Below are 12,841 nucleotides of genomic sequence, written 5' to 3'. Positions count from 1 at the left end.
TTGAACAGGGGATGTCAGATGCAGATGATGCTCAGGGAGCAAATGCAAACACCCCTCGGAGTGCTGGCCAAGGGGTGTTTGAATGACACGGGGGCAGAGCGCAGCTTGGGTGCTCGGCCAAACGAAAGACTTATTTGGAGCAGAGGCGTGCGGCGGGGATGATGGTGAATTTGTTTGCCTGAAGCACCTCAACAGCCTGATCCACTTTGTCGAAGCGAAAAATCATGACAGCGCTTTCGCCTTCGCGTTGGACAAAGGCATACATGTATTCCACATTGATGCCATTGTTCGAAACCAGTTGCAGCACCTCATCAAGACCGCCGGGCCTGTCGGAGACCTCCACAGCCACAACGCTGGTGCGACCGAGAGTAAAACCTTTTTCTTTAAGAACGGTTTTGGCTTTTTCGTGATCGCAAACGATCATGCGCAGGATGCCAAAGTCTGAAGTGTCCGCAAGCGACAGCGCACGAATATTGATACCTGCTTCAGCCAGTGTGCGGGTCACTTCTGCCAGGCGTCCGGCCCTGTTTTCCAAAAAAACGGATAATTGCTCTGCTTTCATGACAAAATCCTTTATGTCTGGCTAGACTCAGGCTTTATGGCTGTGGTCTTCATCAGTGGAAGAAGGCTTTTTGTTTTTGGGCGTGATGTCAATTTCATCAGGCTCAGAAGAGGCCCGTCGGAAGTTGCGTATGGCCCTGCCAAGGCCGCCGCCGATTTCGGGTAGTTTGTTCGCGCCAAAAAGCAGAAGAACAACTACCAGTATGAGCAACAATTCTTGCAAGCCAATGCCGAACATGCGGCAAGCCTCCGTTACGGGGTTGGGCTGGAAAAAGCCGTATTTATTCACCGGAACATAAGCCGCATGGGGGGCAAGGTCAAGGTGTCTGCCCAACGGGGGACGGAGCGCAGGATCTGCGGCAAGAAGCTGGCAGAAATGAGCGCGAGCCGCCACGTATACGTGACGGCCCGCGCATTCATATGTTGGGTTACGATTGATCTGCCTACACGTTGCCGTCAGCCAGGGCGGATTTGGCAATGAGTATGGTCATATTGTCGCTGGTAAAGGCGATGTAGTCACCGGACATACTGCCGGGGGTATGGCTGTCGCTCTGGCTCCAGCTCGATGACAGCTCAATTTTCTCATTACCGTTCAGAACCACGCCGTGGCTTTCAAGGCTGGACAGGCTGGTCAGGCCGTTTCCGCCATCCGTCACAAATATTTCAACATTCTTAACGGGATTGGCAGCAGGATTGGAGAACAGACTGTCAAGCGTATCCTTGTCTGCGCCTATCATCATATCAATGCCGGTGCCGCCGTCCATAACGGTATTGTTGGCGTTGAACACAAGCACATCGTTGCCAGCCCCACCGTAGAGTTCGTTGCTTCCAGCTCCGCCATCAAGGTAGTCGTTTCCGGCCCCGCCGAAGAGGGTGTCGTCGCCAAGGCCACCGTAGAGCATATCGTTGCCGTCGCCACCGGAAAGGATGTCATTTCCGGAGCCGCCATGAAGGACGTCATTGCCGCCGCCGCCCAGGACCACCTGCGGAGTGGTTCCGCTGGCATCGCCGAAAGGCCCGCTTGCATGGTTGTCGACATCCAGATGCACTTCAACCTTGCCGGAAGCGTTATCCGTCCAGACGTTGTCATTGACCTTGTAATGGAACTCGTCCTTCACGTCCTCCCCGTTGGCGTACATTTCGGCCAGCTTTTTCATCACGCTCATATCGTCGGACATTGTGTACTTGTACTCATACCCGTCGCCAGTGCTGTTGGTGACGAGCTCAAGTGTGCCAAATTCACCTTCTATTACGGTTGATGAACCTGCAACCGTGACCTCGGCGCCGTGACTGTCTGTGAACACATAGCTGAGGTGGTCGCCGTCCTGGTCCCGCAACAACAAGGGATTATTGTCAAACGGGATCTCGTCTCCAGCCGGGATGACGCCGCTGAGAAGCACGGGCAGCATCACCTGCTGCCCCACGGGCGCATGGTTTGTACCCGCGTAGCGGATGGTCACGTCGTCCGACGTATCACTGGCCCCATGCTGGTCCGTCACCTTCACCGAAAAGTCAAACTCTTTGGTTTTGTTGGAAGGAATGTCGCCTGCCACGGAAGCGTCGGGCTCAAAGGTGTACTTCCACTGCTTTTCGCCGTTGCTTGCCTGTTCATAGCTCAGCTTGAGCCTTCCATCAGGAAGGTCGCATGTAAAGCGCGTGGAATCGCTGGGATCCGCCACAAGAGCATGCTCCGTTCCATCAACGATGATGATGAGGGTATGCGTATCATTCTTGTCCGGATCTTTGACAGTGATGGTGCTGTCGACGCCATTCACGGAAATCACAGGAGCGTCGTTAGCGCCTATAATGTCAATGACGAGGCTTCCTGTCCCTTCGGCTCCATACGGGTCGCGTACAACAAGGTTAAAGGTGTCCTTGTCAGTTTCCCCTTCGCCCAGAGACTTGATGCCGTTGGGGTTGGTCACCGTGTATTCATAGTGCGTCTTGCCGTCAGCATCCACGATAAGCGTCAGCTTGCCATATTTGCCGTACATCTCGGTTACGTTCCGCTCGCCAAGTATGGGATCAGTCGTTCTGATGAAAACCTGCGTGGCGTCGCCGTCAGCGTCAAGAGTGACAATTTCACCGGTAAGCGGCGTATATTTGTCATCGCCGCTTTGCGCGATGTCAAAATCGTCCTTGACCAGAGGGTCAGACGTGTAGTCAGGGCTTTTGTCGCCGGTCGACACAATGATGGGCGCGGTATTGGTGCCCATGATATTGATGTTCAGGTCGGCCGTGGCTTCATTGCCGTGCGTGTCCTGAACCACAACGGTGCCGAGGATGTTGAGTTCTTCACCAACGCCAAGTCTGGCGATACCGTCAGGTTTTCCCTTGAACGTATAGAGGCCTGTTGTGCTGTCAATGCTCAGGGAACCCATTTCCACAGCGCCGGGAGTGGAGCTTGAGGTGACCTCCCAGCCCGAGGCGGTTTTGATGGCGAATATTTTGACGTCAGTAGCGTTAGTGCCGCCATCCTTGATGCTGTACTTCAAGTGATCGTAGTCGGCCGCGTCCGTATCATAGCCCTGGGCCTTGCCGTGCACGATATAGTCAGCGTCAGTGCCGTCCTGCTTTTCCTTGACGACTAGCAATGCGCCGGACCCGGCAGGGCCGGTTGCCGCAAGCGAGCCGTCCACGCCATAGAGGTAGAGCGTGGGCACATCGTCGGTGCCCTGGATCTCCACAGTGATTTCTTTGTAGGTAGTACCGCCCTTGTCATCTCTGACAATGACCCTGAATTTTTCCGTAATGGATTCAGGCTTTGAAGACGAATCGTTGGGATCCGCCCCGTTCAGCGCCTGAACTTCCGGGTTGGCATTGTTCAGCTTGAAGTAATAGCTGCCGTCAGCGCCCATGACCAGAACGCCGTACTTGCCAACTACCATGGATCCTTCGCCGCTGCCGTCGGCATTGGACACGCTGTATGAAAGCTTATCCGCAGCACCCCCGACAAAAGACAGGTCGGGGTCGGTCGCCGAAACCGTGTTTGTGTCGCTGATGGCCTTGCTGTCCTCGATGACGACAAGATCGTCAGCCTTGGTGATCTCCGGGTTATCGTTTTGGGCATTCAGAGCGACATTCAGCGTATGGTCCGTAGTTGCCTTGCCATCGCTGATCTGGATGGTTACGGAATCCTTTACCTGTCCGCCAAAGTTGTCATTTTCATACTTGGAATCAAGCTTGTAGGTATACTCGAAATGCGAGTTTCCGTTAACGACCGTCTTGGTGATGGTGTATTCGCCATACTGGCCCTGAACCGTATAGGTATCCGTGGCAATGGACGTAACGCCGTCGCCCTTGAGCACAAGGTTCTGGCCTTCCACCATATCGAGGTCTTTGGCCTCAAAGTTGCCGGACGTGGTCGTGTTGACCCACGTGCCGCCAGGTTGCTGGGTCAGGCTGCCGTCGGACGAACTCACCACAAAGGGCAGGTCGTTGGTTCCATTCACGGTGATTTCGATAACTTTTGAGGTTCCATCTTTGTCGGTAACCGTGAACTTCTGCACGATCTGATCATCTTCACGAAGCTTCTGCACATCAGGGTGGTCGTTGTTCAGGGTATAGGTATAGCTGCCATCGGGCATGAGAGTGATGGTGCCGTACTTGGTGACGATCACATTGTCTGTGGCGCTGATGCTTGAGTCTCCGGCATCGGAATCATAGCCAGTCAGCTTGAGACCGGCATCATAGTAGCCGTCGCCGCCCACCTTGCCTTTGGCCGTGTACTCCACATCTTCTTTGACGGAGTTGTGCTGATCTTCCAGCCCCGTACCCGGATGCTGGCCGCCGCCTTCGCCCGGATCGGGGTTGGGCACAGGAGTCCCCGAGCCGCCGCCGTCACCGTGGTCCGCATCAGGACCGGCAACCTTGATGACAAGCTTGATGGGTTCCTCAGACGTGGCATTGTGGGGATCGCGCACATAGATATTGAAGATTTCTTCATCAATAGCTTTAGGATCTCCGGCAACAAGATCTTTGTAGTGAGCGCCATTCTTGTCCAGAATGTACTGATATGAGCCATCGCGCTGGATAATGAGCGTGCCGTACTTGCCGTCAATCTGTTGCACCAGACTGCCCTGGGCTTCTCCTGTAGGGGCAGTGCCGTCGACGGCAAAAAAGGTGAGTCTGGTCTGGTCGCCGTGGTCGACGTCCTTGACGATTTTTTCAGAACTGAGCGAACCGTTTACCGTGAGGTTTCCGCCCTTGGTCGCGTCCCAATGCGCCATCTCGTCGCTGTCCACAACAACGGCATGACCATCTCTCTGGTCAAACGTGAACTTTGAGGTGACCTCCTGCCCGGTGAGGTGGTTGGTGTAGGTCACCGTAACGTCGCCAGATGTTTCTGAGGTCACAATAGGGGCGTCATTGGTGCCCGTGATGGTTATTACAAGGTCGCCTTTCGTCGTTTCGTCAGTATGGTTTGTTCCCGAACCGATTACGGTAACAGGCACGGTTATGACCACGGATTCCCCAACCGCAAGGTTGTTTATGGGCGCCGCGAGGTCGTCGCCATCCATGAGCGGTTCAAAGGTGTACTTTCCATCCGGCCAGAGCGTAAGAGTGCCGTAGCCGTTGATGGCGTATACGGAAGAACCGTCGCTGCCGGAAACGGGGCCGCTGATGTCGCCGATGTTCGCACCGTCGTTTTCAGCCGCTGCGGGAAAGCTCACAGCCGGTTTGTCGTACGAATAGGCATCAGAGACGTCTGAACCGGGACCGGGCCTGTCTGACAAGTCCGGATCGTCCACGCCAAGCTGCCCCTTGACCACGAAGGATTGAGGGCTGCCGCTGTCGGGATGGTTCGCGCCAAGGTGCTGTACATGACCGTGGCTGTTTTGGGTGCCGTCATAGTGCAGGTAATAGTAGGTTTCGCCGGGCAGGTCCGAGCCGTCCACGCCGTCTTCCTTGATGCCGCCCTGATTGCCCACAAGAGTGCCCGGATCGTCATTGCCGTTGATGGTGATGACGATGGGCTTTACTTCGGAGTACGCGCCGTTGGGGTCTTTTACGCGTACGTAAAAGGTGTCTTCGGCGGTCTCGTTGTTGTTGAGCCAGGTGAGATCGTCGGTACGGGTATAGGTAAACGCGCCCGTCTGCTGATTGATTTCAAGAATGCCGAACTTGCCCTGGACAATGAACGTGTCGCTTTTGAGGTCAAAGTTGGCTTCATCGGTCAGATCATCACCGCGCAGAGCGTCGTTGGAAACGGATTTTCCGGGCAGCAGGTTGACCAGCGAGAAAGTAAAGCCGTCACCTGCAGATACAACTTCAGAATGCCATGTCTGGTCTGTAGAGTCGTACGTACCGGCATCCTCATAGTCCGTAATGGCAATTTGCCCCTTGAGAACCTTGCCGCCGCCGTCAAACTCACTGCCGGTGTTCTTGCCATAGTGTTCTTCCATGGACATATCAAGAGTACCAAGGTCAATGATGGGTCTGTCATTGGTGCCTTGCACTGTGACGTCGGCAGGCGTCGTGTTCACAGGCGGGCCTGTGATGACATGATTGCTGTCGGTTTCATACACCCGCACTTCAAAGTCGTCAGACAGCTTTTCGTTGAAGTTCAGCTTCTGCACATCGGGGTTATCGTTGTTGAGCTCATACGTATACTTGAACGGGGGAGTGTCGTCGGTCGCTCCGTCCGCCTTGGTGCGTTCGATAATGAGCTTTCCGTATTTGAGCTCGATTTCGATGGAGTCTTTCCCGCTCATGAGCGTGTTGACATCATGAAGGCCGCCGTCGCCGTCTGCGATAACATAGTGCATCTTGGCATCAGCGCCGGGATTGTTCAGGGCTTCCTGGTCGCTCTTGTCAACGTCGTGGGCGTAGATTTTGCCGGTGGATTCGGGCTGTCCCTTTTCTTCGTTCTGGTACTGCGCTTTGTACACCGTGTCCTGACTGTCGGTAGCTCTTACGAATCCGGCAGGCATAACGCCGTTTTCCACAACGATGCCACGGCCGCCGGAAAGCCCGGTGCTGGTGGGATCATCGCTGCCGACCACTTCAAATATCAGCTGTTTTTCATCGTACGCGCCAAACTGGTCACGAATGGTAAGGGTGAAGTCGTCCTTGCCGGTTTCATTTTTGCCAACAGCGGCGGCGCGTATGGGATCTATCACATAGCGGTATGTGTAGGTGTCGTTGGTATGGTCACTGCCCGAGGAGGTGCGCACAACATACAGGTCGCCGTACAATCCGCTGACCTTGATGGTGTTGTCGGATGTGCTGCTGGCCAGATCAATGCCGTCCGCGTGAGTGGTATTGTTTTCTACCTTGATGTCGAGGCCGTTCTTCATGTCCAGCGCATCCACATCGTGGATGATCAGCTTGCCAGTGGCCGTCTGGACACTTTTGTCATCCTGGAAGACGCCGCCCACATCGCCGGTCATGGCGGCATTGTCGTGCGTGATGGTTAGATCGGGGACGTCGTTGGTGCCGACAATGGTAATGACAATCTGTCCATTGCCCACTGTGGTGGCCTGTCCGTCAGTTACCGTGGGCGAAAGGGTTATGACCTTTTGCTCGCCTTCGCTCAGTCTGTCTGCGGGGCCGCCGGAGGCATTATTGAGCGTGAATGTAAAGGTTCCATCGGCATTCATGACCAGAGTGCCATAGTAATTGTCATTGCCGGGAGCCTGGTCGGTAACCGTGCCATCGGCAAGATAGTAGACAGTGGTTGAACCGTCAGCAGCCGCGGCAATAGGCGTGCCGCTTGAATTGGCCATGCCGTAAGTCAGCTTGGCGTCATCGCCGAAGTCCACGTCATCAGCTTTGACATGACCGTTAAAGGTCAGTTTGTGCTGCTCATTGCGCGTGGCATCGTCAGCCAGATTGGCGTCGCCGACATCCTTGGTGGGAGTTTTTTCCGCGACATTGGGGAAGAGAGCATTGTCATTGGGCGCGAACACGCCGCTTTCCTTGACAGTGCCCTTGCTGCCTTCAGTAAAGAAAGGAGCGTCATTGGCGCCGACGATTTGAAGTTCCAGAGGAATGTCATTCCATGCGCCGAATTCGTCCTTAACAACAACGTCAACTTCCACAAGCAGGGTGTCGCCTTCGTTCATGCCCTGAACGCAGGTGGAGCTGTTCTTGAGGGTAAAGGAGTAGGAAGCGCCGCTGGATCCGCTGTTGTTGGTGATAGACAGCGTGCCGTAATAGTCTGTGGTGTTCAGAGCATGAAAGTCCGCTTCGGTAAGTAGAACATACCCGTCGGCACCGTTGGGCACGACATAAAGCTTGCTGACCATCTCCTGACCGGAAGAAGACGTCGCCTTGAAGCCATAGCGCAACTGCGCGTCATTGTCGTAGTCTGTGGCGGTTATCGAGCCGGTAACCTTGACGTTGTCATTGGCGCCGCCAGCATCATTGGCCTTGCCGGATTCCTTGATGCTTTCATGGTTCACGCCATTTTCGTCGGGCAACATCTGGGCATTGTTCCAATGAGCGGCAGTATCGGTGAAAATCGGGCGGTCATTGGTGCCAATGATATTCACGTCAATGGTGTTGTCACCGCCCACGGGGGTGCTGCCGTCACGCAGATGGTCGACATCATAGTCCTTCAGGCCATACTCGTCCTGCACGGAAGGTCTGAACTGCAAATGCACTTCCTGGCCTTCAGCAAGGGCGTTGGTTTTGCCGCCAGCCTCAGTGCCGGTAAGGGTAAACGTATAGCTGCCCGATGAGGTATCAAGGCTGAGGTCGCCATAATCAGTATGATAAATGATGATGTTGGGATTGGCGGGGTCAATCTCGATGCCTGTAACTGTCACGGGTGTTGTCCCACCAACAAAGCCCACAATACCTCCGACAGTCATGTCGTTGCCAGAATTGTCAGCAATGCCGTAGGTCAGTACGCTGTCGTGGTCAGGATCGCGCGCGATGATCTGGCCTTCAATGGCGGTTCTGTGTTGATCCGGCCCTGTGCCGCCAGCCTGGGTGGAGGCGTTTTCATTGGGATCAAGCGTGTCGGTGGTGTCTTTTTGACCGTAGCTTCCTGCGAAAACGCCGTCCTCTTTCAGTACGACGTCATCAACCCTGATAATGTCGGGCGCGTCATTGGTGCCTTCAATTACGACATTGATGGGCTGTGTTATGCCAGTATTGATGCCGTCAGTGATGGAGACAACAATGCTGTCAGTGTGGATTTCGCCCTGTTTCAGCGAGTCGGTGTTGCCGTAGTCTTCATTGTTCAGAGTGTAGGTATAGTCGTAGGTCACATTTGAACCGGCGTTTGAAGGCGTGATGGTAAATGTGCCGTAATCGGTGGTTATGGTGGTGGTGCCTGTGGCATTAACGGCATAGGACGTCCCGTTAATGATGACAGAAGCGCTGAGGGAGTCGCCATCAGGATCATTGGCGGTGAAGCTGCCGCTCATGGTGGCCACGCCAGGCTCAGGAACAAAATTGCCGGAAGGGTCTTTAACCCAGCCGGATTCCTTGAGCGAAAGGGTAATCAATTCGCCATTGGTGTTCAGAACCGGGGACAGGTTGAGCAGTGGCGCACTCAAAAGATTCTCAGAATCGGCAGTGCCAAGGGAAAAACCATAGTCAAGCCCGCCAAGATGGTCCAGGCCGCCTTGCAGGTCACTGTTGACGTATTCGCTATAGTGGCTGTCGCGTCCGGTGGCGGTGGCAGGGCCAGCCGCAGGCATGAGGTCCGGGCCCATGGCGGCAAAAAAGTCCGCGCTGCTGACGAGCTGGCCGTCAACTTCGAAATTGGGGGCAGTGTCCTTGGTATATTCTGTGTAGAAATTTTCAACACGGACGCTGGAGCCGTCGTCAAAGCGGAACAAAAGGTCATTGCCAGAGCGCTCAAGGGTTGCTTCGTCGGCAGGAAAATTCAAAGCAATTTGCGCGTCGGCTTCAGCCGGCACAAGGGCCTGCTGCGAAGCCGCTGGACGGGTAATAGTAACAGTACGCATGGATGCCTCCAAAAAACTTTTTCGCGAACTGAAAAACAGCTCAAGCGAAAAGGCTAGCTGTTCGCACAGAAATAGTGCGAAAATTGGTTGCCCGAATCGGGCCAAAGTAGGGGATAAATAGGGAGCAGGGGGTACCTGCTCAAGGCTGAATGCCAATTAAAGGCGGCACAGCCTCGTGCACGTCAGGTGTGCATTGGCAGATTTGACGCGCGCAGTGAAAAAACGTGGGCAGTGAAAAAAACGTGTGCAGTAAATAGAAGTTATTATCAAATGCTGGTCAAAACATACGCTGTTTATTAAGCTAGTCAAGGCACACTCTTCATTAATTTACCAATGGCCAATGGCAAAAACTATGTGTAAGTCAATTTTTAATTATTATATTTAGTGTGTTAAAAAAGAATTCTGATAAATTAGAAGTATGATTCTGTTTCAATGTAATGTTGTTTTTTGTAAAAAAATAAATACAAAAGATAATTTTTTTTAAATTTCAGACGTGAGGTTTATCGTAATAATGAATACAGATATATGATATTTATATCGTGATAGGATTATAAAGTTTGTTTTTGAGAAAAAATATCAATTTGTGCTGTAGAAAACCGAACAAAGGAAAATATTACCGTCGTACGTTAACCCAAAACTGCCTGGATGCTTATCTGCGCTAACAATGTGCAAAAATTGCTGAATTTTTTTATTACCGAAAGTGCCGCATCTGACAGCCCTGTGGGGTTGCTAGTGGCTGCCGAGCGGTGGTGACGGGCAAATATGGTTTCAGAGTCCAGGTGACGGCAAACCCTGTTTTTCAGTTTTGCCGTTTTCTCTGCTGTGGACTGTTTTTTCTTGCGGTCACTCGTCAGCTTTCAGTGCTTGTTTCATGCATCGTTACACAGGGAAGGCAAGTGCGCCTTTGTTCGGTGGTTTTTATTTTTTTTGTGCAAACACTCTGTATTTTTACAATATTCAAGGTTTTATTTCTTCAATATGTTGCCGCATGTTTAGCTGGCTCTGAGCATGGTTTTCGCCGCTCCAGTTCAATAACTGCTTACATTATTTCTGTATTATATGATGTTTTGTGTATGTTATACTATTCACAATTTGTAGGAATAAAACAGACTAATATGCTAGGCATATTGATGAGAATGTGTAAATGCACGTACGATCAATTATATGAAAAAGGGCCAAGAGATCGCAAAAAAGCGAGGATCGGGGCATGCGTGATGATGGAGCAATCGGCAGAGTAGCAATACACGGCTCCGCGCTTCAGACGACCCATTCCCCACACTAAACAGCCAACCTTGTGGGAGGTTCTGTTATGGAAAGCTTAAAGAATGTCTTGTCCGCTGCTATTGAATTTGGAGAATGCGTTTTTGTCACTGAAAAAGAACGCGGAAATATCGGAATCATTCCCAGAGGCGTAACTACGGATTGCATTTTATGCGATATCGTATCAGTTTCGCGCTCATGCGATACGCAAAAGAGAAGGGTAAAGCTGGATCTTGTGGATATTCAACTGGTTTAGTAGTTATAAAAACCTGATCTCGACAGGTAACATATAAAAAATAGCGCATACGCAGCACGTCTGGAGTGCTTTACAGCGTCAAAGATGAGATGGCTCTGACATGCATTGCCTGTGGGCGACATGGCCTAGGTTTGCGCCACGCCACCCAAACAAGGCTACTGAACCACCCAAACGAAAGAGTTTAACTGGTCACGTGCCTGTGACCTCAGAAACAGCGAATATCTGGAGGCGGGTAGCGCCCGCTGCAAGGCCCACGACCCGGCACGGTGGTCGTGGGCCTTGTTCTTTTGCCAGTGCGAGGATAGTTGCGATAAACTAAGAAAAGGTCAGGCATCACGTTCAGGCCAAGGGGCCGGAAGCCTGGAGACGGCCAATCAAATTGGCGCGTAACAGTAAAATAGCCTGCGACTATATCATACAACGAGCATCTGCGCACACAGTCGCCAGAGCAGTTTTACTTTGAAATTGCTCTAAAAAGAGCCGTTACGAGGAGGATTGCCGGAAAAATCAGCAATGATGTAACCGCCATGCTCAATGCAGAAGGTGGTAAAATCCGGGTTGTCCGCTGTGCCGTAAATGCTTTTGATCATCGGCTGCTCGGATAAAATACGCTCTTTTACGGCATGGCTGTCTTCAAAAGAGACCTTTCCAGTTATGCGAACCCAGGTCATGTTTGGGTTGACTGCGCAAATTTCAACAGCGGGATTCATCTGAAGCTGTTTGAACACATCCTTGCTTTTGGATGTGCAGAACCACAGCTTGCCGTCCTGCTCAAACTGGTACTGAAACGCCCGCACATGCGGCTCATTGTTGCAGGCCGTGGCAATAAAGCACATGGGCGATTCGGACAGAATGCCGGAAATTTCTTTTACTGCGTTGCTCATGGTAATCCTCTTTAGTTTTGTTGGTTTTAGTTGTGTGTCAGGTTATAAAGAATTGTTTCAAGGCACTGAATGCACATTTTTTGTTTTTGAGTGTCGATGCCGGTCCAGATTTTTTGCAAAAGCTCAACGGAAACTTCATCTTGCACCTGGCGCATGGCCTCTCCCTTTTCTGTCAGGAATATCAGCTGGGCTCGTGCGTCTTGCGGATCGGATTCGCGGCGGCAATACCCTCTGTCTTCAAGTGTGGTTATCAGTCCAGTAACCGTATTCTTTTTTCTGCCGATGTGTTCCGCCAACTCGCTCATTTGCATCGGGTTTTGTTTGAAAAGCGCGTGCAGAACCGCGCCGTGAGCCGGAAGTATGTCAGTGATGCCGCGTTCAGACAAAAAACGGAGAATCAGTGTGTTTGCCTGCTCTCGAATGGCGGCAGCCAGGGCGATAATCGCACCAGTGTTGTTTTGTGTTTTCATGGTTCCCCTGTTTTATTCGTAGGCGAACTATGCCGGCATTCTTTTTAGTTCGCCCACGAACATAAGTCAATGAATTTTTCAAAAAAAAGCGCGCGCCGCTACTGGCTGCAATTCAACACAGTTGTGGCACAATCTGACCAGTTTTCCTGGCTACGCCTTCAAGCGCATCGCATGACGGCTTGATGGAAGCTTTGGGGCATGCCAAAGATTTTTTTGATGCAGATAACGTTAGTGCCTTGCGTGTTCGAGCGCAGGGCGATTTCTGGCAGCAGAATAGTTGTGGGCAAAAAGTTATGGGGCCGACCGTTAAAATTCGTTTAGACCTGGTGCTGATGACAAGAGTGACGCGGTCAAGATTGCTATGATACGCGATGGGTAAATATTGAACTGACCATAACAAAAAGCCACGAGTCGTTACCAGACATCACGAGCCTTACAGAAAGATTTGATGGGGGAGACGGGCTGAAGAAAGGGAGTTTTCAGTAG

General features: G+C 52.2%; 6 protein-coding genes. 1 reads left to right on the top strand and 5 read right to left on the bottom strand.

What is annotated here, in order from left to right; translation table 11 throughout:
- Window positions 1-130 precede the first annotated feature (130 nt).
- From ACZ5DH_RS05300 to ACZ5DH_RS05290, 3 genes are all read right to left on the bottom strand, one after another.
- Complete coding sequence (locus ACZ5DH_RS05300; RefSeq protein ID WP_464256057.1) at window positions 131-562, bottom strand: ACT domain-containing protein; 432 nt, start codon at window positions 560-562, stop codon at window positions 131-133.
- Window positions 563-589: 27 nt separating this feature from the next.
- On the bottom strand, window positions 590-799 hold the full coding sequence (locus ACZ5DH_RS05295) for a twin-arginine translocase TatA/TatE family subunit (protein ID WP_464256056.1): 210 nt from the start codon (window positions 797-799) through the stop codon (window positions 590-592).
- A gap of 205 nt (window positions 800-1,004) precedes the next feature.
- Window positions 1,005-9,485 (bottom strand): VCBS domain-containing protein, encoded by an 8,481-nt coding sequence (locus ACZ5DH_RS05290; RefSeq protein ID WP_464256055.1) that lies wholly within the window; start codon window positions 9,483-9,485, stop codon window positions 1,005-1,007.
- Window positions 9,486-10,794: 1,309 nt separating this feature from the next.
- Between ACZ5DH_RS05290 and ACZ5DH_RS05285 the strand changes: the two genes are divergently transcribed.
- Window positions 10,795-11,001, top strand: a complete 207-nt coding sequence (locus ACZ5DH_RS05285; protein ID WP_464256054.1) for a hypothetical protein — start codon at window positions 10,795-10,797, stop codon at window positions 10,999-11,001.
- 470 nt (window positions 11,002-11,471) lie between these two features.
- On the opposite strand, the gene ACZ5DH_RS05280 is transcribed toward ACZ5DH_RS05285, so the two are convergent.
- Together ACZ5DH_RS05280 and ACZ5DH_RS05275 are read right to left on the bottom strand one after the other, a co-directional pair.
- Window positions 11,472-11,885, bottom strand: coding sequence for a pyridoxamine 5'-phosphate oxidase family protein (locus ACZ5DH_RS05280; RefSeq protein ID WP_464256053.1), 414 nt, complete (start codon window positions 11,883-11,885; stop codon window positions 11,472-11,474).
- Between the two features lie 26 nt (window positions 11,886-11,911).
- Window positions 11,912-12,355, bottom strand: a complete 444-nt coding sequence (locus tag ACZ5DH_RS05275) for a MarR family winged helix-turn-helix transcriptional regulator (RefSeq protein WP_464256052.1) — start codon at window positions 12,353-12,355, stop codon at window positions 11,912-11,914.
- Between the last annotated feature and the right edge of the window lie 486 nt (window positions 12,356-12,841).

This window comes from Desulfovibrio simplex (assembly GCF_055387835.1).
Note: the sequence above shows the minus strand (reverse complement) of the source record. Positions and strands in the feature narration are given on the sequence as shown.

What these genes read in the sequence shown, in the direction of transcription:
- ACZ5DH_RS05300 (WP_464256057.1), bottom strand. Translation starts at nt 562, where the DNA reads ATGAAAGCAGAGCAATTATCCGTTTTTTTGGAAAACAGGGCCGGACGC.
- ACZ5DH_RS05295 (WP_464256056.1), bottom strand. Translation starts at nt 799, where the DNA reads ATGTTCGGCATTGGCTTGCAAGAATTGTTGCTCATACTGGTAGTTGTT.
- ACZ5DH_RS05290 (WP_464256055.1), bottom strand. Translation starts at nt 9,485, where the DNA reads ATGCGTACTGTTACTATTACCCGTCCAGCGGCTTCGCAGCAGGCCCTT.
- ACZ5DH_RS05285 (WP_464256054.1), top strand. Translation starts at nt 10,795, where the DNA reads ATGGAAAGCTTAAAGAATGTCTTGTCCGCTGCTATTGAATTTGGAGAA.
- ACZ5DH_RS05280 (WP_464256053.1), bottom strand. Translation starts at nt 11,885, where the DNA reads ATGAGCAACGCAGTAAAAGAAATTTCCGGCATTCTGTCCGAATCGCCC.
- ACZ5DH_RS05275 (WP_464256052.1), bottom strand. Translation starts at nt 12,355, where the DNA reads ATGAAAACACAAAACAACACTGGTGCGATTATCGCCCTGGCTGCCGCC.